General features: G+C 46.0%; 19 protein-coding genes and 2 pseudogenes. 9 read left to right on the top strand and 12 right to left on the bottom strand.

The features are described from left to right. Positions 1 to 27 precede the first annotated feature (27 nt). Positions 28 to 504 (top strand): hypothetical protein, encoded by a 477-nt coding sequence (locus tag ACP26L_RS07870; RefSeq protein WP_426451980.1) that lies wholly within the window; start codon positions 28 to 30, stop codon positions 502 to 504. A 225-nt stretch (positions 505 to 729) separates the two neighbouring features. Here ACP26L_RS07870 and ACP26L_RS07865 read toward each other — a convergent pair whose 3' ends face one another. From ACP26L_RS07865 to ACP26L_RS07850, 4 genes and pseudogenes are all read right to left on the bottom strand, one after another. After that, positions 730 to 1,188 carry a C39 family peptidase gene (locus ACP26L_RS07865; protein WP_426451979.1) on the bottom strand — a complete coding sequence of 153 codons (459 nt, stop codon included), beginning with the start codon at positions 1,186 to 1,188 and terminating at the stop codon, positions 730 to 732. A gap of 287 nt (positions 1,189 to 1,475) precedes the next feature. Next, positions 1,476 to 2,249, bottom strand: a complete 774-nt coding sequence (locus ACP26L_RS07860) for a hypothetical protein (RefSeq protein WP_426451978.1) — start codon at positions 2,247 to 2,249, stop codon at positions 1,476 to 1,478. A gap of 739 nt (positions 2,250 to 2,988) precedes the next feature. After that, positions 2,989 to 4,273 (bottom strand): annotated as a pseudogene (locus ACP26L_RS07855) (IS110 family transposase). A gap of 136 nt (positions 4,274 to 4,409) precedes the next feature. Beyond that, positions 4,410 to 5,141 carry an NADPH-dependent F420 reductase gene (locus tag ACP26L_RS07850; protein WP_426451977.1) on the bottom strand — a complete coding sequence of 244 codons (732 nt, stop codon included), beginning with the start codon at positions 5,139 to 5,141 and terminating at the stop codon, positions 4,410 to 4,412. A gap of 152 nt (positions 5,142 to 5,293) precedes the next feature. Here ACP26L_RS07850 and ACP26L_RS07845 point away from each other — a divergent pair, with 152 nt between their 5' ends. Beyond that, complete coding sequence (locus ACP26L_RS07845; protein WP_426451976.1) at positions 5,294 to 5,647, top strand: winged helix-turn-helix transcriptional regulator; 354 nt, start codon at positions 5,294 to 5,296, stop codon at positions 5,645 to 5,647. A gap of 105 nt (positions 5,648 to 5,752) precedes the next feature. Here the strand turns inward: ACP26L_RS07845 and ACP26L_RS07840 are convergent, their stop codons facing one another. The 6 genes and pseudogenes from ACP26L_RS07840 to ACP26L_RS07815 all read right to left on the bottom strand — a co-directional run bounded on the left by ACP26L_RS07840 (position 5,753) and on the right by ACP26L_RS07815 (position 11,595). Beyond that, on the bottom strand, positions 5,753 to 6,949 hold the full coding sequence (locus ACP26L_RS07840; protein ID WP_426451975.1) for an MFS transporter: 1,197 nt from the start codon (positions 6,947 to 6,949) through the stop codon (positions 5,753 to 5,755). 119 nt (positions 6,950 to 7,068) lie between these two features. Beyond that, the gene (locus tag ACP26L_RS07835) at positions 7,069 to 7,554 is read right to left on the bottom strand and encodes a MerR family transcriptional regulator (RefSeq protein ID WP_426451974.1); all 486 of its coding nucleotides are present in this window, start codon (positions 7,552 to 7,554) and stop codon (positions 7,069 to 7,071) included. A 186-nt stretch (positions 7,555 to 7,740) separates the two neighbouring features. Continuing rightward, positions 7,741 to 9,026, bottom strand: a pseudogene (locus ACP26L_RS07830) (IS110 family transposase). Positions 9,027 to 9,832: 806 nt separating this feature from the next. Beyond that, positions 9,833 to 10,345, bottom strand: coding sequence for a hypothetical protein (locus tag ACP26L_RS07825; RefSeq protein ID WP_426451973.1), 513 nt, complete (start codon positions 10,343 to 10,345; stop codon positions 9,833 to 9,835). Between the two features lie 114 nt (positions 10,346 to 10,459). Then, entirely contained in the window at positions 10,460 to 10,999 is a 540-nt protein-coding gene (locus ACP26L_RS07820) for an NAD(P)H-dependent oxidoreductase (protein WP_377473229.1), read from the bottom strand. A gap of 212 nt (positions 11,000 to 11,211) precedes the next feature. Continuing rightward, positions 11,212 to 11,595, bottom strand: coding sequence for a winged helix-turn-helix transcriptional regulator (locus tag ACP26L_RS07815; protein WP_014651242.1), 384 nt, complete (start codon positions 11,593 to 11,595; stop codon positions 11,212 to 11,214). Positions 11,596 to 11,702: 107 nt separating this feature from the next. Here ACP26L_RS07815 and ACP26L_RS07810 point away from each other — a divergent pair, with 107 nt between their 5' ends. After that, positions 11,703 to 12,881: an MFS transporter gene (locus ACP26L_RS07810; protein ID WP_426451972.1), complete on the top strand. Its 1,179-nt coding sequence runs from the start codon at positions 11,703 to 11,705 to the stop codon at positions 12,879 to 12,881. Positions 12,882 to 13,760: 879 nt separating this feature from the next. On the opposite strand, the gene ACP26L_RS07805 is transcribed toward ACP26L_RS07810, so the two are convergent. Continuing rightward, a complete protein-coding gene (locus ACP26L_RS07805) occupies positions 13,761 to 14,003 on the bottom strand; it encodes a hypothetical protein (protein WP_426451971.1) in 243 nt (80 codons plus the stop codon). Between the two features lie 479 nt (positions 14,004 to 14,482). On the opposite strand from ACP26L_RS07805, the gene ACP26L_RS07800 reads away from it, so the two are divergent. Beyond that, positions 14,483 to 15,748 carry an IS110 family transposase gene (locus ACP26L_RS07800; RefSeq protein WP_426451970.1) on the top strand — a complete coding sequence of 422 codons (1,266 nt, stop codon included), beginning with the start codon at positions 14,483 to 14,485 and terminating at the stop codon, positions 15,746 to 15,748. Between the two features lie 386 nt (positions 15,749 to 16,134). On the opposite strand, the gene ACP26L_RS07795 is transcribed toward ACP26L_RS07800, so the two are convergent. Next, on the bottom strand, positions 16,135 to 16,569 hold the full coding sequence (locus tag ACP26L_RS07795) for a hypothetical protein (protein ID WP_426451969.1): 435 nt from the start codon (positions 16,567 to 16,569) through the stop codon (positions 16,135 to 16,137). A 432-nt stretch (positions 16,570 to 17,001) separates the two neighbouring features. Between ACP26L_RS07795 and ACP26L_RS07790 the strand changes: the two genes are divergently transcribed. From ACP26L_RS07790 to ACP26L_RS07770, 5 genes are read left to right on the top strand one after another with little or no spacing between them, the layout of a single operon-like run. Then, entirely contained in the window at positions 17,002 to 17,709 is a 708-nt protein-coding gene (locus tag ACP26L_RS07790) for a lantibiotic protection ABC transporter ATP-binding protein (RefSeq protein ID WP_426451968.1), read from the top strand. A 1-nt stretch (position 17,710) separates the two neighbouring features. After that, entirely contained in the window at positions 17,711 to 18,442 is a 732-nt protein-coding gene (locus ACP26L_RS07785) for a lantibiotic immunity ABC transporter MutE/EpiE family permease subunit (RefSeq protein ID WP_426451967.1), read from the top strand. Then, on the top strand, positions 18,443 to 19,201 hold the full coding sequence (locus ACP26L_RS07780) for a lantibiotic immunity ABC transporter MutG family permease subunit (RefSeq protein WP_426451966.1): 759 nt from the start codon (positions 18,443 to 18,445) through the stop codon (positions 19,199 to 19,201). It abuts the gene before it with no gap. 20 nt (positions 19,202 to 19,221) lie between these two features. Continuing rightward, positions 19,222 to 19,884, top strand: coding sequence for a response regulator transcription factor (locus ACP26L_RS07775; RefSeq protein ID WP_426451965.1), 663 nt, complete (start codon positions 19,222 to 19,224; stop codon positions 19,882 to 19,884). Next, positions 19,872 to 21,257, top strand: a complete 1,386-nt coding sequence (locus tag ACP26L_RS07770) for a sensor histidine kinase (protein ID WP_426451964.1) — start codon at positions 19,872 to 19,874, stop codon at positions 21,255 to 21,257. The genes ACP26L_RS07775 and ACP26L_RS07770 overlap by 13 nt, the downstream gene beginning before the upstream one ends. The last annotated feature ends 236 nt before the right edge of the window (positions 21,258 to 21,493 follow it).

The raw sequence follows: 21,493 nt of genomic DNA, 5'->3' as shown, positions 1-21,493 counted from the left end.
ATTCGTCATGGAAGGAGCCAGAAACGAATGGACGAACGATTCAGCGAGAAACCCTGTGGCTGCCTGTCTATGACAGAAGACCAGATGATCACGGATGTCAGCGAAACACTTCTTCACCTGCTTGGCTACGACCGTTTCGGTTTGTGCGGCAGCCTGTTCGAATCGATCCTGACGCGCTCAAGCCGTTTGTTTTTTCAGATGCATTATTCCCCACTTATGAAGCTGAAGAACCGTGTTGAAGGTATGTATCTAATTTTGCGTACTGCGGATGGCAAAGATGTGCCTGCGATCCTGCATTCCATCCGGCAGGAAAGCGCAGGACAATGGATACACGAGTGTGTCTTCTATCGCCCCAGGCCGAAGCTCCATTATCAAGTGGTGACATCCGAAAAGCACATAGACGCAGCGCCAACGGATAAACAATCGACAAAGGTACTTCTGGATAAGTCAGAGATTAAGCAGAGAAGCAAAGATCTTGCATGCTCTGCCTCAACCCCAGGATAGTTCCCAAGAAGCGAACAATATGTTTCGGAAGTGGGCGTAGGCTGAATTAATAACGAGAGATGGTAGAGGAGACTTAGTAGCTGCAGACATTCGGATGGTTATGTTTTAAAAAGGAGCGCCTCGGTATGATGGGTTTGTCACTACACCATCGAGGAGGCGCTCCTTACTATGAATTTTAAGTCATCTGTCTATTCCATCTGGACGTCCTAGACTAGCCCGCTGCCGTTACATTTGGCGTATCACAATATACGTGTTTTTACAAAACGGTACCCAAGTTCTCCATAATGCCTCAAAATCCTGGATTAATACTTTTCGGTTATAGTAGGTTTCGTTACAGTTAATGGTGTGTTCCAAAGAGTCTGCCAAGTAAAAATATTCCTCATCATAACCAACAACCGGTACAAAGTGTAAATCCTTTTGGTTAGGAAAAACCCGTATAAACGCAATGACTGGAATACCTAGATTCACTTGTTTCTTTAGGGTATCAACATTCCCACAGAAAAAAGAAGCGTCATAACCTAGTCTTTTAAAGAACAAGACAATGCCCTTAGGGGTAACCGTTCCATCATATAACTTTCTAGAGTAATCTTTATAGAGCTTGTTGCCATCCGACTCCATCCCAAGATGTCTCAGCACGTATGCGCTTGAAAATGCGGCGCACTCATAATTATGCTGAATATCCATCCTATTCGGGGTGGGGATAACAAACGACTTCGGAATCGCGCTGGTCGAGATGAAGTCCTTACTCGGGAGCATAAAATAATATAAAACTAAGACGGACAGGCATATACCTATTGCTATTATCGAAATAAGATAAACCCCATCGGTACTCCTCCTAAAAACTTTGCGAAGACAGCCGATCATCCTGGCCAGCTGCCTTCGTATCTTCAACTCGAATACCTCATTAGCGCAGCGAAGCAGCCCAGCCTCCATTCTCGGTACGGGCAGATTTCGGCGTCTCCAGCAGGGTCTTACGAAAGAATACCTTGAACTGAAACCTGAGGCAGTCTCCGGAGGCCAATTTTCCTAAGGAAGTGAAGCATCGGCATGAGATTACTGATGATGGGGCCGGCAATCTCATTTCCATGAGCGTCCATAGACTGCGATAAGCTCTGAATGAAGGAAAGTAATTCGGGTATCGGCAGCTTAGCGGTCTCAGCCAACGTAAGGCCGTTAATGTCAATATCCATTATATCCTTACTCAACTTCGTCCCCCAGCACGCCGGACACTCCGTTTGTTGGGAGAAAAATGAAATCATCCTCCGATTGCCTTGGCCGGTTGTGCGCGCATCAATCATGAATTGAATATCGGATACACAGCCGCGGTAATAGTCAATACGTGGCCTCTTGTTATATACAAACGAAACGGGTTCCTTGTCATACCCATACAGCAGGATGGAAATAAACTGCTGATCCTGCTCCTCAAGCGGCCTCTGGTAATCGATACCAAGCATCGTAGATAGCTGCCTGATCCTCTGCACTGGCGCACAATTTGTTCCAGCCCATAAAAGGACGGCACCGTTTTTGAGCGACAGTTCGGAGGCGATCATGCGGCTGGGGTCAATGTTGGCCGGACCCACGCTTTCACTACACTCGGCACAAGGACTATATGGACCGGCGCCTCTCATCTCCGCGATGCTTCCGTAAAGTGCTCCTAGATACTCCGATACGTTCACCATGACGCCTACGAGTGCGCCTGGACGTTTAGGATTGAACGGTTTAATCGAAACCTGCGCGCGATACATGGCCTCACGCTCCTTCGGATACGTTAATTTATACTGAGCAGGCTCATTCCTCCCTATAGATACCCCACTAAATATTACCACATATTTCAAGCGTCCAGCCCTTTAGCTTAACGAGAACTAGGGAGCAGCTGCCCGCGGCGATCTGCTCCCTGGTGTTATGCTACTTTATGTGGATGTTGTTTATAATTGCACCAGCATAGAAAATATCATAAAGGACATCGCAACGAGTACAAAAACAAAAAAAGAAAACCAATTGCAAAAGTATGCCAGCAGAATACAAAAGGACTACCGCATAGAAATTTAACGCTATCCTCGACCCCTTCCTCCAAACCTCAGTTATTGAACTAATGTTCTCCGTCCCTCAGTATTAAGGATTTATCTCACGTATGCTCACTCATTCGCAGGATTTTATCACCTTGGAATGCAGGATTAAGCCAGGAAATAATTCCACAGACATCCATAAGATCAGTTTTGGGTATGCGGGAATAGAAGAAACGCTCAGAAACATTTCCCCAGGTCTACTCTACTGCACGCATACTCCACAATCCCTTGGAGACTAACCATCCCAAGGCTCTACGGGTCTGTGCCCTTACATTCCTTCGTTACACCTGTCCAAGGTATGGAGACCGATAGCGTTTAGTGAATGGGTCTGTGCCCTTTTTGGGAACGAACTCGGTCCTCCGTGCTTTCTTTGTTCGAAATCCTGCGAATGAGTCAATCCACGTTTGAGCTTACATTCTTACGCTGCTTGAAGCGAAGTGTGCACTGTTTTTTCAGGTGTGAAGGACTCTCCACTGTGTACCATTCCAATTAATATCCGCGCCAGTTTCCCCAGCAGTTTAAGTATCGACTTCTGTTTGCTCATATGCTTCACTTTGAGATTATTCTCATGTAACTGCCGGAAGATCGGATTGACTCCTGTTAAGGTTAGGGTAGCAAGATACATGTACTTCCGGAGAACGGCACTCCCTCGCTTGGAGAGTATAACCTCCCCTTTACGTTTCCCCGACATGCATTCAGCCAGGTTTAAACCAGCTTTTCGCAGCAGTTGACGCCCATGAGCATACTGCGTTAAATCGCCTGCGCCAGAGAGAATGGCTGCTATATAAATTGTTCCCAGACCTTTAACTGAGCGCATTTGGCCAGCTATGGGGATGTCTTCGAGCAGCAATGCGACGTCCCTTTCAATCTGCTCTAAATGACTTTCGATTCGTTCATACTCTTCAATTAACCGCTGTAGATCCTGCTTGGCCTCATGGAGCGACGTAAGTCCCCTACACTCTGGTTCGCCTTAGAGAGCAGTTCCGCGGCTTTCTGAATACCTGAGCAGACGCCAGCTCGCTGCATGTGTTTTCTCCAACCTGTAATAATCTCTGCAGTGGAAAGGCCTCTCAGATCAAGTGGAGACGGGAACTCCTTCAGTGTCGCCAACGATCTTACGCCCGTCCACTTATTGAATACGGAAGCATATTCGGGGAAGCGGATATCCAGCCAGCGAATAATACGATTTTGCAGTCGTACGCTATTGGTAACCCAGAATTCCCGGTCACTCATCATGACTTTCAGCCGCTGAAAGCTTTCGGCCTGCCGACTGTACTCGTAGTAATAGCCACGGCTAACGACATCTGCAATAACCAATGCATCCTTTGGATCGCTCTTGGATTGACAGTTATCCCGATTTTCCTTGTTCCTTTTGGTTGTTGCCGGGTTTACCAACACCACATTAATCCCTAGCTCAACAAGCCAATTGGCCAGGTTATACCAGTAATGTCCTGTCGGCTCCATGCCGACAATGAAGCTCTTTAAGCGGTGTTTTTGCTGCAGTGACTCGATCCAGCGCTTCAGCTTTTCAAACCCTTCCGCAGTGTTCTTGAAGGCAAGATGACGATTGGAAAGGACGATTCCCCGGAAGTTGGTGGCTTGTGCGACATGAGTTTCCTTGGCCATATCAATTCCTACAACGAGGTGAGAGGTAGTGATTCGTTCAATCCGTTGATTTGTGCGTCAGATTGCTTAAACTTCATAGTAAGCAGCGCCTCTTTGATGGTGTATTGGACAAACCCATCATACCGAGGCGCTCCTTTTTTGACAAAGCCGTTTTCTTAGGCTATACAGGAATGTTTAGTTGAACGTCAATTACCTCGATAAAGGTTTCTAACTTTAAGAATTGAAGATTTCTCTATTTGCTTTAACAACATCTTGAATTGAAAAGGAACCACCAGTAGAATTTAGCTTTTCCATCACCTTATCACGTAAAATTGGAGCTTTTTCTTTATTCGCTTTAGTTAAGGCTATAGCCAGTTCCTCTTTTGTAAGTTCGGTGCAGTACGCAGGGGTTCCTGGTTGTTGTCTCCACGAATCGTTTAAAGAACCACTGTCTACGGCATCGAAGCCTAGATCGTTTGCTACACCCATGATGATTTGCTTATGGGATAAGTCATCGCCAGCAACCGCTATAGCAATGCGTCCATTCGTCCCTTCGGGAGTTCCATGATGCTCTAACGTATAGGCTAAGAAATTGTTGAATGCTTTAATGATGGGTTTCCCTAAATGCTTGGATACCCAAACACTTTCAACCATCCCGTTCTCAACTTCTTCGATTTTACCGCTCAATTGAGGATAATAGTTTGAAGTATCCACAATGACTACTTCCTCCCCAACTTTATCAATAATGTTGCGAATGCTTGGTAGCACATGGAAAGGGATAGATGTTATAAGAACATCAATGTTTTTAATTACATCTTCAACGATTACAGGTGTTCCTGAAAGCTTTTTTCCTTCCAAGCGTTCAATTCCACGAGCATCTGCAATCTTAACATCATGTCCATTTGCAACCAATTTTTTCGCAATATTAGACCCAATTGGTCCTGCACCTATAATTCCAAATCTCATTTCCATTCCTCCAATATTCTATTTTATGTCCCCTGATTGAGTAATCTGTATACATGTACTAATATATATACGTTGCTCGGATATTTGAAGAAGGCAATAAAAATTGAGATAGTACACTTTTTCGTACCTAACAGCAGAAAAGAGTGATTAAGGTGTCTAGAATAGATGAAGATGGATTTAGTGACGAATGTAAGAAAGATCATAGAGAAGTACATGGTATCGCCTACACACAAAACATACTTTCGGGACGTTGGAAGTATCTAATTCTTTGGTTTTTAAAATTTCGCCCGCGTCGATATAATGAAATTAAGAGTCGATTATGGGGACTTTCACAAGGTTCCCTAACAAAACAACTTCGAGAATTAGAAGCTGATGGCTTAATTAATCGTAAAATTTATCCAGAAGTACCCCCGCGTGTAGAATATTCATTAACATCAAAAGGTGAGGAGTTGATTCCAATTATTGATTTAATGGAGGAGTTCGGAAAGAAGTTTGGAGACAAATAGAAGTTTAATTGTTAGTTGAGAAAAACGGCAGCCTTCCACGGCTGCCGTTTCTTTGTAATCGTTGAGCTATAGTTTCCCGTTAGCTCAACGAAATCCCTAACCGTATCATTGAACATTTGGAGATTTCTTAACGCTTAAATTCTTGTCCTCTTTCAGATCAAACAACTTAAGTTTCAATCCAATACACAACAATGCAATCAGCAGAAACAATATTCCGCTCCACGTAATGTTATGTGTTCCCAGATGGGATAGAAACCATCCGCCTAGGGCGGTGCCGAGTGTGATACCCAGATTTCCGAAGGAGACAAATAAGCTGTTAGCAAACTCAGGTGCTTCACGGGCCTCCGAGGTTAACCATGTTTGGCTTATAATGAGACCGCCGGTAAAGACGGCTCCCCATACCAGTACGATGGCAATCATCGGAACGGAGTAACGTCCAAGACAAAATATCAGCAAATACATACCGATAAGCACAAAGGGATAAAACACGGTGGTTTTGATCAAGTCCTTACTTAAATATTTTGCCGTTTGCAGATTCCCAAGTATCCCGCTGATGCCAAAAAGAACGAGCATAAAACTGACGGTTTCACCGTTCATTCCTGTCACCGTCTTGAGATACGCTGCAAAATAGGAATAGACAGAATATAAAGCCGCCAGGATGAAGCAAGCCGTAGTAATGTTAAGCCATAGCTGCGGCTTTGCCAATATACGTAATTGTCGGCCATAGGTCAATTTACCTTGAACGGGTAACGATGGAACGAGCGCAGCAATTCCGAACAGGGCTAGCGTATTTATTCCGGAAGAAAATAGAAAAGCGGCTTCAAGTGAAAACTGATCCCCAATATACGAAGTGACCGGAATGCCTATTACCATCCCGACCGTTAAACCCATAAAAACTTTGGCCACTGCGTTGGTACTTTGTTCTTTTGGAACCGAGCTGACGGCTGCTACAAATGCAACAGAAAAATAAACGGGATGAAGAAATGCAGGCAGCAGTCTTGACAGTAATAAGGCAGTAAAGGTTGGGGCAAAGGCGGAAATCAGATTAGAAATGGCGAAAACAGCAAGTACTCCGCACAGAATCTTTTTTCGGTTAATACCGGAAAATAAAAGAGTCATAAACGGACCAGAAATGGCTATGATCAAAGCAAACATGCTAACGAGCAAACCTGCTTGAGAAGCACTGACTTGGAAGCGCTCAGAAATTCGAGGCAAAATCCCTACTACGCCAAGCTCCGTATTGGCAATACCAAATACGCCAAGGGCGATAAAGAAGATGAATAAAGACTTGTTCGTTTGCAATTATCTTCATCCTTTCAATTGTGAACATAGTATATTATACATATATTTATACTTGGTTTTAGTGGAAAGCCACCCCCTATGCTAAATAGAAGTTAGCTACTTCATATTCTGTCAGTGTATTATTCAGCTGAACGGTCTGTTGGTTGTTCGATTAACTTTTGCTTTAATGCGTACCTATTCTCCATTTCCTTGTAAGTAATTATTTTTTCTTCCAGTAATTTAAGATTATTCTGAAGTTCTATGATTGCTTTTTGAACTGTGGTGTAATGTTCCTCTAGAAGAATCCTTCTTGTAGTAAGAGTCGAATCTCCCTTCCTTTTTAGTTCAGCAATTTCTAGCATATTGGTTAATGACATTCCGGTGGCTTTAAGACGATTAATAAACTCGATCCAAGTTACGTCTTCAAAAGTATAACAACGATGTCCATGATCATTACGATTAATGGAAGTGAGGAGACCTATTTGCTCATAATAACGAAGCGTATGGACGCTAAGGCCTGTAAGGGCGACTACTTGCCGAATGGTTAGTGATTTATTCATGACACCAGTATATCCCTTCGAGTAAACTCGAACGCAAGATTTATTTTGGGGTTTCAATTTTAACATCACAAAAAAAGAAAGCTGATTGTTGGCCAGCTGCCTCCGCTACATCCCCAAGGGCCTTATTGCAGTAACCTCCCTCTATGGAGAATAGGATCTTCGTCCGTATGTTAATTTTGTTCCGACTTATCCGTGCTTCAATTGTCTGTACTCTTGTTATTTACGTTCGCCTTCTATGAATTAACGTGTAATCTAAGCTGCTAACGACACTTCCGTGAACCTTGGGATATCCTCCAACATCTTTTCTTCACTAAACCGATGCCCCTTTTTCAGGACACCAAAGAGAATTCGAATTAGCTTACCGCATAGTGCTATGAGTGACTGCATCTTCTTCAATGGATTGGTTGGCCGTTTGGTGTAGTACTGGTGCAATGCTTTGAAGGCACGATTCTTTGCCACCAGCGGCATCATGACGCGAAATAGCAGCGCTCGCAGTCGCTTTCGACCGCGCTTTGTAATCTTTGTCTGTCCCTTGTGTTTACCGGACGTGTTTTCCTTTAAGTTCAAGCCGGCTAACTTTATGATCTGCTTAGGATGCCGGTATCGCCCAATGTCACCGACTTCAGCGAGGAAACCAGCTATGCTATCCCGGCCTATTCCTTTAATGGCCATTAATTGCTTCACATGAGGGATTTGCTCCAAGAGCTCATCCAGCTTTGCCTCAAGCTCAGCAAACTTACCTTCACGCAGTTCGTACTGTGTTAATAGTAATTGGAGCTCGAGTTTTGCTAATGCTGTACCTTCTCGCAGGCCAATAGAACGGCTTGCCGCCGCTTTCAGACTTCTCATACGTTCCATGCCGAGACCTCGCTTGGCAACCTTTCTGAGATGACTCAGCAAGGCTTCCTCTGACGTGAAACCAGCTCATGCGGTAACAAACAAAGACTGAGCATTTGGCGTGCTGACTTGCATTCCCAATCCTTAAATACCGTGAGGAACTCTGGAAAGTACCGATCCAACCAGTTATGAATACGGCCCTGCACCACGCGCAAGTCAGTCGACAGATGATCGCGAATTTTCATCGCTTCCCTGAGTTCGGCATATTTGCCTCGGAGAAGATTAGGTACGGCATATCTTCCATCTTTGACAAGTTGTGCGATGATTTTGGCATCTTTAATGTCGTTCTTGGTCGGCGAATTGTCGTCTAATTCTTTGCTTTTCTTCACGTGCAGCGGATTAACTACACCGCATAAAACTTGTTGTTCTTCCAGGTAATACGCGAGGTTCAGCCAATAATGGCCGGTTGGCTCCATGCCAATGATAGCATCCTTGAACCCTTGCTCCGTCGCAATTTTTCGGAACCAGTTAACGAACAATTCAAAGCCTTCTCGGGTATTCTCGAACGTAATAGGCTTTCCGAACTCGACTCCGCGGTAGTCTTGTGCTCGGGCCACATGTTTGAATTTTGCGATGTCCACTCCGACAATTAAGGTAGAAGAAGTGATTTGATTAATACGTTCATTTTGAGTAATATTCATCTTGTAGTCTCCTTGGTTTGTTTTTGGATCCGTTCGCTGGCGAGCTCTGGGACCCATAAACATCATACCAAGGAGTCTTTTTATTTCTCAAACTTCGTATTTACTCATAATAGGAATGCTGCCCGTTAACGTAATGAAGCTGCCGATCCTGCGGCAGCCTCGTCATTAGTGGTCACATGGTATCAAAAGTATTTGGCTTTTTCCATAAGCGTCTTCTGTATAACTCATACAGAGGGGCGATACCAATTATTGCAACCCCGATTATTTTAAGAAGTAGTATCAAGATCATCATTCCTTCCCAGGATAATCTTTCACCTTATAATACCACATATTGGAACTATCCTGCCCGTTAGCCATCCATGCCTGAACGACCACCCGAGAATTTTGAGCTATACGGCAATGAATACATGTTCTTGTCATTTACGGCTAAGGATGTATGTTCTTTTCATGCACTTTTGACAAGAACATATATCCTTAAAACGAAAAAAACGCAACTTATGCGGCCCTTAATGAATATATGTTCTTGTCCTCCGACATCGTGTCTTCGTGTGAATACAATACATGTTCTTGTCATTTACTGTCCGGTGAACCTAAAACAGTTGCATTGGTGAACTAAATTAAGTTGCATTCCCTATTTATGAAGCAAATACGGTTGCATTAAATCACTTATTAATGACAGTCGTGAACCTAAAATGGTTGCATTGAATCATTAGTATTAACAGTTCATCTCACCAAAGCAACCGACTTGGGTTCAAATATCAAGATGATATCAACAGCAGCGTCTCGATTACCTTTCAGAGTATGAACTAAAAGTTGTTGCATTCTATGCTCGCTGCCATTTCACCCGATGCAATATTCTGCATAGCGAATAATGGCAAAGCATAGTTGGTCTCCATGCGCCAATAATAATCGCAATCCAAGTCTTTGCCGAATGAGTGATCAGGCGCGTACTCGTTCTGTTTGTACCAGACGCCTGGCGCGAAATAATTGTAATCCCGCGTGTTGTCTGATTCGGCCATGACTAAGGAGATCTTCGTGGAGAAACCGAGATCATCCCCCGCCTTGAGTACCTTGACGCTGCGACTCACTTTGAATCCGCAGTCAGATGACTCATACACGTCTGAGAAGTAAAATTCCGAGCCTGAAGGTACAGTGAGCGTCCCTGTTGCAACAACTGAATGGGTCGTTACAACAACCTCGCTGTAGGCGGTATCATAAAACTCACTAAGCGCAAATGCCGTTTTGACCGTCACGCATAGAGGCCGTTTATTGAAATAGAGAAGCCGTTCCTGCTTACGCACCTCAAGTCCGCCATCCATGAATTCGATTCGATAGTCACCGCATGCCAGTGTTCCACACAAGTCCTCCTCTGTTGATGTGTCTGTGTAGGTATTTTAGTCCTCGTTGTAACGGCATGAAATAAACATATTAAATCAATATCGGAATATCCGGGAATCAGCATTGACGTAACGTATATAAGCTTCTTGACTGATCCGAAGCTGGTCGTCCGTCACGTTAGATGTATCATTAATTGCAAAATGAGGGATGTATCGGGCATCGATAAAGTTAGCCAATGCTTGGACAGGTCTTAACAGTTCGTCAATTGTGAAACGGTTAAAGCCGGTAGGTTGATAGGACTCCGCGGAGCCGTACGTGGAGACCGCCACCCCGATCTCTTTGCCCTTCATCTTATCCCCGCCTGGACCGTAAGCCCAACCGTACTGCAAGACGTCATCGAACCATCGCTTCAGCAGCGGTGGCGTGCTGTACCAATAGAACGGGTACTGAAAAATTATGCGCTCATGCGCTTCTAAGCGTGCTTGTTCCTTCTCAACATCGATCGATTCGTCGGGATAGACTCGGTATAACTCATGGACTGTTACATCTCGTTGTTCACTTAAGGCTTCCAGCCATGCTTTATTAATTCGGGACTGCGAGATGTTTGGATGTGCTGCGATAACTAACGTCTTCATTCTAATATCACTCCTCATTTTTTGTTTGCTGCGTTCCTTCACTGCCAGCTTCGCTTACATGAGTATCATACTCAGTTCGCTCACTTTAAGTAAGTACGCACTTTTCCGTGGATTACTTACGGATTCATTAGCTAAGATACTGCTTAGATATAAAAGAAGCGCCTCGCGTTTCATACGCGGGCGCCTGTATGCCTTTCTCTTATTGACGAGAATTAACGGTTCGATACGCGAGTCGAATCGGACGGATTCTCTGTCTGGAATCGCTTGCCCCATTTTTCCAAGGAGCTAATAGCCGGTCGAAGCGCCTCCCCAAGCTCTGTCAATTCGTACTCGACCTTCGGTGGGACGACAGGATACACTTCCCTGCTAACAATTCCGGCATCCTCCAGTTCACGCAGCTGCTCGGTCAGCATTTTATGATTGACCTCAGGAATAAGTTTCTTGAGTTCGCCGTAACGTTTCTTCCCGGTCAGCAATTTACACAGGATCGACGTCTTCCATCGTCCGGACAATAAGGATACGGAGAGATCAATCGGACATTGATACGACTTCCCGTTGTATACATAATCTGCCCCTCTATCGATTGCGATGACCATCACTTCCCTTTTGGTTCGTATGGAACGAAAAAGTGCATTCTTCCTCGTTTCCACTTTATTATGTATTCTTAGAAAAGTAAACCATCATCGAACTGGAGGTGATCTGAATGCGAAAACACTATCTCGTGTATCTCGTTTCCATTGCGGCTTTTTTCGGGCCGTTTGTGCAGACGTTCTATACCCCGCTCCTGCCGGAGGTTGCCGAATTATTCCGTACATCTTCGACGGCCGTCAGCTTGACCATATCGGTGTATCCGATTATATTCGCGTTCATGCAGCTCATTTACGGTCCGCTAATCGATAAGTACGGGCGGCGCAAAATTTTACTGCTCGGCTTCCTGTTCTATTTGCTGGCTACGTTAGGTGTCTCGCTTTCTTATCATATTGAAATGCTGATCGTATTCCGCATCCTGCAGGCCGTCGGCGGATCAGTTGGCTCTGTTGCCGCATTAACGGTGATCGGCGATTTATTCGAAGGGAACCGAAGGGTTCGTGCGATGGGGATCTATCAGATGCTCGTTGCGTTGGGTCCGGGGCTCGGGCCAGTCTTCGGCGGGTATGTCGGGGAACGATTCGGCTTCCACCCGCTCTTGTGGGTAATGCTCGCAATCAGTACTTTATACTGGCTGGTCATCTATATTAGCCTGCCGGAGACGGGGATGAATAAGGTCGCTGGGGAGCGGTTCGCGCTCCGCCAGTTCTCGGACGTATTGGCGCACAGAAGCGGACAATCGGTTATTCTGCTCGGCATTATGCAATATACGGTGTTCTATATTTTAATTATCCTGCTTCCTTCGATTGCCACTGATGCTTATCGCCTCAGTCCGACCGAGACAGGCGTCCTCTACTTGCCGGTCTCTATCTGTCTCATTATTGGGAGTATCGTCTGCGGTCCCGTGCAGGTGTACATTGAGATACGCAGAATGTTGATTGCGACAGCCGTCCTTAATGGAGTGAGTGTACTTCTCTTGGCAATGTTGTCGCCCGTTTCATTAACATGGCTTGTCGTGTGCATCTCATTTTTCGGCTTCTCACTTGGCTTATCTCTGCCGCTGCAGACGGCATTGTTGTCATCGGAGCTCTCACGCATGCGTGCGACTGCAACCGGGGTCTATAATTTTTTCCGTTACCAGGGCATGACAATCGGTCCGGTGCTGGGCGCATATTTCTATCCCTTCGGCTATTCCTCAATCTTCTTGGTATTGTTCATCATCTATGCACTTGTAATCGTAATAATCAGCAGCCGAGTTACTTCAGCTCAGCGGGCTTGCGCAAGTGCAAACTAATTAACGGAGCCCGCATACCTGCGTGGCTCCGTACCCCGACCCGTACAGCTTCTCGAAAGCGTTCAAGAAGTGCTATAAAAATTTAACTTGTCAGCGACTAAGGTGCATCTACATCAGCAGATTCCGCTTCCGTTGAGAGCTTGGCGATCACCCTGCTCCGTGCCTCGTCCGTGAAACGGAGAACACCGTTTTCTTGAATCTGGATTTTGTACATATGTCTGGATAGTTGAACGACCATCAGAAAATCGGCAATGAATACATGTTCTTGTCATTTACGGCTAAGGATATATGTTCTTGTCATGCACTTTTGACAAGAACATATATCCTTAAAAAGAAAAAACCGCAACTTACGCGGCCCTTAATGAATATATGTTCTTGTCAGCCGACATTCGTCACCGTATATAATGTCATACATTATATACGACTTTCTCAAATCTGCAGTTTATAAGTCCCCATACACCGGAAGGTTCTTTCCGCGCTGCGATTCCAAGGTCTTCACGCGTTCCATGGCCTTCGCCCAGTCTCTCCACCAGCTGCCTGTCAGCTACGAGGCGACTTGGCTCTTACCTCGACCGGACTTGCACCGGCTCGTTGTGCCTAGCTTGGCTAGGCGCGCTATGTAAAAAAAGCCCAAAGGATGCCCTCCCTTGGACTCTTAAATGATTAATTTTTGACACCATAATGACTTTAGGTTAAAGCTTCCTTTTTTTATTCCGGTTGAATAAATAGTTGATTAGGAACATTCCACCAAAACCTAAAGGGACAACTGTAACAAGATAATAACCGTTTTTTGGAACACCCAACATGTTGCTAAAATATGAAAGTACGAATAACCAAATAGCTACAGTTAAGATGTTTAGAAAGGTTCGCATAAAATATTTATCCTATCCATCCATTATTGGGATAAGTGTCTATAGAATCAAGGTACTCAGCAATTTTTTCGCCAATGTCCATATATTCCGTAGCAAAATTGACTGCGGTACCAACAAAGATTGCTAACTTAGGAAAGCCCCATCCCATTAATTTACTTGTTACTGTTTGGGTGAAAATTCTCGCTGCTTCATGCTTTCCTTTTTTAATTATATACGATGATATAGCACCAGCACCACCTGAAGGCTCCACTTTGTTGAAAGGGTTATTAACGTTGGCACTTGGTGACAGCTTCGCTGGTTATTACCCCATATAATGTGAAACACTATATGAAAATACAGTAGATTCATAGCTTGGTCAACAAAACTTACATTTTAATATTACGTAGTATTTTGTACATATGTCATTAATTAAGGTAAATCCCTTTTACATCAATGGTTTTTATATAGTGTCATACATTATCCGTTCTGGTTCAACTATCGTTCTCCTATAGCTCAATGGAACAATTATGAATTCCTTCGCCTTGTTTCGTCAACAATACGATAGTTCCAAGACGAACGGCGACCGATCGAGTGGCAGGCCGCCGCTGTCTCATGATTAAGCTATCGTTCCCCGATAGAATTCCTGTAAAACGAATAATTTGGTCTTTGCAAAAAAACAAGCGCCTCGGTACGATGGGGTTGCACACGAGGTCATTGCCTCAAACCCAACATCCAGGAGGACGCTCTACTATGAAGTTTAAATCTCAAGACAAACAAAATCAACTCATTGAAAACATTACCTCTACCCACCTTGTAGTTGGCGTAGATATCGCGCAAGAGACCCATGTAGCCCGTGCAGTCAGCTACAGGGGCACTGCACTTGGAGCTCCAATCGACTTTGGTAATCACGACGAAGGTTTTCGTCTCTTCAGCCGCTGGATTCAAGATCTGCTTACGTCCTACAAGCTGAACAAGGTCATTATCGGCATGGAACCAACAGGTCATTACTGGTTGAGTCTGGCCCGGTGGCTTCAAGCTAAAGGTATTGAAGCCGTTCTCGTCAATCCCCATCTTGTCAAAAAGAACAAGGAAAACCGCGACAATACACCATCCAAAAGCGACCGCAAGGATGCTCTTGTCATCGCCGACATGGTCAAAAACGGCTACTATTCGCCTGTACGGTTTAACTCAGAGGCATACGAAGAACTGCGGATCCTCATGGCCAACCGGGATACGGTCACGAAAAGACTGAACAGTGCCGTGAACCAGCTGCATCGCTGGGTGGATATCGTATTTCCTGAGCTTCGGCAGGTCTTCAAAGTCCTTACCTGCATCAGTGCCATCGCCACTTTGAGGCTGTTTGCTCTACCGAAGGAGATTAGTAAGCTAACTCCTGAACAAGTAATTGCCGGTTGGAAGCAGTATGTGAAGCGTCATGCAGGTTTACGACGGGCTGAGCAGCTAATTGCCTTGGCAAAGCGCAGCGTTGGTGCTGTACAAGCCCTGCACGCTTACAAGCTCCACCTGAGTCAGCTGCTTGAAGAATACGACTTGGCAACTCGCCAGCTTGAATTAATCGAGAATGAGCTCAGGCTCGTACTTGGACGAATTCCCTATGCCAGTAAGCTGCTTGCGATTCGGGGAGTGAATGCAACCAGTTTAGCCGGCGTACTCGGTGAAGCCGGCGATCTAAGCGGATTTGCTCATGGTAACGTACTTCTCCGTCATGCAGGTCTGAACCTGGCGGAAGCCAGTTCAGGGAGATGGAAAGGGAAAATGGTACTCAGTAAACGTGGCCGCCCTCGGCTTCGGCGCTTCCTTTATCTCATGACGATGTGTATGGTGATGACCAATCCGGATGTGAAGGCCCTGCACCAACACAATGTCCGAGAAAAGAAGCTGAAGAAAATGAAATCCATTATGAAATTGTGCGGCAAGGTAGCAAGAATGCTTGTTGGCCTGGCTAAAAGCAGCGAAGCCTACAGCTCCGCCAAAGTATTTCCACAGGCGGCTTAAATCGCACTTCTCACCGGTTGATGTATTCGAAGGATAAAGAAGCACGGAGTATCGGGAGGCATTGCGCAAAAGGGCTCGGACCCGTTCCGATAGAAAAACCGACCTCCTACCCCTTAGCTAGATGTGACGAAGGAATGAAAGGGCTTTGACCCGTTGAGACGTGGGAGTGAAAATCGCTGGGGGCAGCATGGAGACGTGCAGGATATGGAATGATTTGGGTGATAGCTACTTCACCTTTGTTCCTGCATGCCCTTTTAAGATGATCCAGGCTACCGGCTCCACACGTATCATTCTGTTGAACAATTAGCTAAGGTGTAATCCTGCGAATTCATGAGCTTGAGTGAGATTTTTGAATCATTTCGAGGGAGTTCAAGGAGGGTATAAAACTACTGACTATCTTCCTCGAATATCCATCGTTGATCGTAGTTGGTTATTTTCCCTTTATTCTCAGGTAACTCTTTGAGTTCATTTCCATTAAGATCAGTGTTTTTCCTATTAAGGACAAACGGTCCGTTAACTCCTCTATACCATGCAATATGCTTAGCACCTTGCGTTGAATATTCGATTTTGTAAAATGTGTTGTCGTATCCTTTTCTCATTCCAACTCGGCTTTCCATGGTATCTACAAACGGGCTATCTTCAAGCTTTACTTCTTTTATTGAAATGACTTCCCCGTTTTTAGAGGCTATGATCTTGTTAATCTCGTTTGTATGTATTTTCTTACCGCTAAGCCAAAGTATCGCAAATAAGATAATGCTTATTATTAAGAGTAACCCAGCAACAAAACCTCCAGCTTTACTCCCATATCTTCTAACCTCCATTTTATCACCTCATAATCTCCGTATCTAATTACGTCTCCAGTAGTCAAAATTACATTTCCGTGCTCTATTTTCATTTGTTCTGACATTCGCTGTTTCAGCTTCACACGATATCCATGATACCATGAAGGACTTCATTCTACTTCAGTATTATTGCGTTAAACTGCCCGTTACTTTAATGAAGAAGGGAGCAGCTGCCGCGCGGCGACCTGCTCCCTGGTTATTGCGCTAACGTTCCTCGTTAGTTGAAGCATCATTGCCCCCTAGCTATCAGCAAAAACGACCACTATAAATTTCTGGTTGGAAGCAATCTTGCCAGATTCAGCGTTGGTACTACTGAAACTGAATGAGATTCGAGCATTTCCAGTCTCCTTATAAAATCCTTAGAATCATCCTTTATCATGGAATCAAGAACAAGAGAAAAGGATGATACTTGTGAAAAACATGATCTTGCAAACGAACAGCCTATGCAAAACATATAAAAAGCAGTTAGCCGTCAAGGACGTATCGCTTGCCATTCCGGAGCATTCCGTTTATGGGCTCCTTGGCCCTAACGGCGCAGGAAAATCTACGACGCTTAAAATGTTAACCGGTATGCTTCGGCCTACATCCGGCGAGATTTGGTTCCAAGGCAAGCCTTGGGCAAGAGAAGCCCTTGCCCTTATTGGAGCTTTAATTGAAGCCCCTCCCCTTTATGACAACCTGACTGCAAAAGAAAACCTCAAGGTGCGCTCAGCCGTACTCGGCCTGCCAGATTCCCGCATCCAAGAGGTGCTGGAAATCGTCGAGTTGACCGATACGGGCCGCAAACGGGCTGGCCAATTTTCCATGGGTATGAAGCAAAGACTTGGCATTGCCATCGCGTTGTTGAACCATCCAAAACTGCTTATCCTCGATGAGCCGACCAACGGACTTGATCCGATCGGCATTCAGGAGCAGCGCGAGCTGATCCGTTCTCTCCCTAGCAAAGGAATAACGGTCATCTTGTCCAGCCATATCTTATCAGAAGTCGAACAGATCGCTGACTATATCGGCATTATCGCGGGCGGTTCCCTTCGCCATCAAGGAGCGGTTGACCCGGAAGAAAACCTCGAAGCTTTATTTATGCAAATCGTCCGAGAACAGCGGGAAGGAGGCAACTGATATGTGGACCGAAATTGCGATGGAAAACTTGAAAATGAAACGCACCTTCACAAAAAAACTCATCTGGCTTACGCCAATTGCAACGATGTTGTTAAGTGCTCTGCTGATGGGCGGCCATCTGTTTAAGAGCGGCAGCTATAACTGGTTCTATACCCTCATGCTGCCCGGTGCCATCGCTCTTCTGTGCACCGGCGTCGTTCAGAAGGACAGTGGAAAGCTTCGTTACCGTGCGCTGCTTGGCCTGCCGGTTGCACCAAGCCGGTGGTGGTCGGCTAAAATCGGCGCATCCGTGTTTTTCCTTTTTCTTACTTTCACCATTTTCTTTATTGGGCTGTCACTTGGGGGTTACGTATTTGAAGGCAGCTTATCGCTGCTAAGCGACGCCGTTGCTTGCTTGATGCTCTTTTTGGCTTTCGTTTGGCAAGTTCCGCTTTGCATGTTAGTCGTTGAAAAACTGGGTTCCGCCGCCGCTCTGATTTTCAGCGTAGCTGGAAACATGGCCGGGGTTGCTGTGATTTCCACCTCATCGTTATGGTGGTCAGTACCTTACGGAATCGCAAGCCGGATCATGATTCCATTAATCGGCGTTTTGCCAAACGGTATACCGGTAAACGGTGACGACCCCCTGACGGATTCCGGCGTCGTCCTTCCTGGGGTTATGCTATCGCTATTGTTGTTTGCCTTCTTATCAATGCTGACCTCGTACATGTTCCGTAAAAGGGAGGCTGTATAAATGAAAGCCTATTTCGCTTGGTTAAAATCCGATACGTTAAAGCTTAAAAGAGACCCCTTCCTGCTACTTCATATTTTGATTCCTCTGATCGGCGCGTTCTTGTTCCTCGCTTACGCTTCGATAGCGCCGGGTTCGCGGCTTATCATATCGGATGCTTATGTGAAAACCGTGGGTATAGCCTTCCCGACGCTGATCGGCGTCGCCTGCTCCATGGCCGCCCAGAAGGAATACGAGGCCGGAAACTACCAGCATATACTTGCCTCCCCCTCCAGGCTTGTTCCGTTCGCAAGCAAAATGACAATGCTGCTGGGTTTTGGAGCATTTGGCGTCCTGCTGGCCATGGCCAGCTTCGGCGGGTTATTACCTTATGTGGAACAAGGCTCTTCATTTCCGTTTGGATACTTCATGAATGCGGCAGCCTTTTTATTTGTCGGTTCGGTTTTTATTTATTTCTTGCTGTTTTATATCAGCCTTCGCTTCGGTAAAGCTGCCTCCATCGGCTTAGGCGTAATGATAAGCCTTCTTTCCGCCCTATTGCTGACTGGGCTAGGCGAAGGAATTTGGCCTTTTGTTCCGTTTGCCTGGTCAACAAGGTTCGCTGAAAGCTTGCTCTCGACGGGGATGGGTTACGTGATACTGCCCCCTGCTGCCGGGGTTAACGGCTTGGGTTTCTGTCTATGCTTCGCCGGTACGCTTATTCTCGTGCTATTATTAGGAACATGGGTATGCCGATGGGATGGCGCAAGATCCGCGGATTAATAAGCTGGGAGTGAACAGAGATGGCCAATCTATTGGCGGTTGACGACGAAACAGCCGTTGCCGCATTGATCAAAAACGTGCTTCAGAAGGACGGGCATATGGTGACGGCATTAACGGATCCCAGTCAAATTGCCGGAATGCAGCTGGGGAAATTCGATCTGATTTTGCTGGATGTCATGATGCCCGGCATCGACGGCTATGCCGTTTGCAGAGATATAAGGACCAAGGTGGACTGCCCGATTTTGTTTCTGACCGCAAAAACGATGGAACGCGACGTGATGGCCGGCCTTGCAGAAGGAGCAGATGACTATATCTCCAAGCCGTTTGGCGCTGGCGAGCTGCGGGCAAGGGTCGCGGCGCATCTGCGGCGCGAGCGCCGGGAAAGGCGGAGCATCTTGTCCGTTGGTGAAGCGGCTTTCAACTTGTCAGGCAAACAGCTGGAAGTCGGAGGAGAAGCCGTGCCGCTGACCAAAAGCGAATATGAAATATGCGAATTTTTGGCGCGAAACCGGGGCCAGGTTTTTTCCAAAGAACATATTTACGAATCGGTATTCGGCTACGAGGGGGAGAGTGACGCCACCGCCGTCGTAGAGCATATCAAGAATATAAGGCGGAAGCTTGCCCAAGCGGGATTGACACCAATCGAAACGGTATGGGGCATCGGGTACTTATGGAAAGGATAATCTCGTCAAGGAAGAAAAAGCCGGTTAAACTGAGCATGTTGTTCGTCCGCTACCTATCTGTATTTTGCATAGGGACACCGCTTCTTGTTGCCGTGGTTTTTATCTTGTTTTATTCGCTGTTATCTTCGGGATCGGTACTGCCCGCCAATTTTGGCGAAAAACAGGTCAGATCGGCAACTGAATCGGTTGAAGCCGGAAACGGCTTCGTGCCGGACTCATCATCGGATGTGTTCAAATATGCAATATACCGTTCGGATGGCGGCTTCACAGACGGTGGCTTAGCTTATAAGCGGGCTGAATCGGCCAAACAGCTTATGCTTCAAACGGACATCGCAAAAAAAATTCCTTATTATTATGCGAAAGCCGTTTCTCCGGACGGCGACATATATATATTCCAGTATTCTCTCTGGGCACAATACGCCACCCCAGACTTGAGAAAATGGCTGCCAGCGCCTGAACTTCTTGCATTCTTCGCATTTTGCGCCGCTTTCCTCATCTTTGTGGCTATGTTAGCAACGGCATTTGGGCGGCAGTTGTCCCGGAAAATGGACGGGCTGAAGCAGGCGACCCGCAAGGTGCAAAATCAGGATCTCGACTTCGACATTAAGTGGAGCGGCGTTGCGGAAATCGATGATGTGCTTTATTCCATTAGCACGATGAACGAAGCGCTGAAAGAGTCGTTAAATCGCCAGTGGAAGTTGGAGAAAAACCGTAGGGAGCAGATCTCGGCGCTGGCGCACGATATTCGTACGCCGCTTACGGTTGTGCTGGGCAACGCCGAGCTATTGGCGGAAACGCAGCTGTCGGGCGAACAATCTGAATACACTGCTTTCATATTGGACAGTAGCCGTCAGATGGAGCAATACATGAATACGCTGATCACCATGACTAAAATGGAAAAAGAATCAGCTTTTCTGCCAGAAGCCGTAGACAGCATCACGTATTTCGAAAAGCTTGAAAACCAGACTGCCGCGTTAGCTTCCGTCAAAAAAATTAAGGCGTTGTTTTCCGCACACGGCTTGCCAGCTTCAATGTGCGTCGATCCCGAACTACTGGAGCGTGCGGTGATGAATGTCATATCGAATGCGGTCGATTTCTCCCCGGAGCAAGGGGAAATCGAAGTTGTCGTAACAGTGTCTGGCGGCATGATCTCCCTTTGCGTCAGAGACAGCGGCCTTGGGTTTTCCCCTGCCGCATTAAGGCACTCCGTAGACCAGTTTTTTATGGACGATACGTCAAGAAGGTCAAATTCCCATTTTGGCATGGGGCTGTATATTGCGAACCATGTGATGAGCCTGCATAAAGGGACGCTACGTGTCGCCAACTGCGCGTTGACCGGAAGCGGTCTAGTTACGTTGGAATGGCCGGCATAAATTTGATGTTACGTCACTCCGGTATCCCCATACAACCGCCGTTCATTACGACGGTTGTATTATTTTTTCTCGTGACGTCAATGGAAAAGCAATTGATCGTTTCGATCAGCTGCTCCCGCGAGCCAGCTGAACCAGACAAAAAGCGGAACGTATGCAGATACATGGTATCATATCCCTTGCAGCGGGCGATCGGAGGCAGATTTTTGATTATACGAGGAAATCACTGGACACAGATC

This window comes from Paenibacillus sp. S-38, assembly GCF_049942825.1.
In the GTDB taxonomy this organism is placed as follows: Bacteria; Bacillota; Bacilli; order Paenibacillales; family NBRC-103111; genus Paenibacillus_G.
This window is presented reverse-complemented; position numbering and strand designations above follow the sequence as displayed.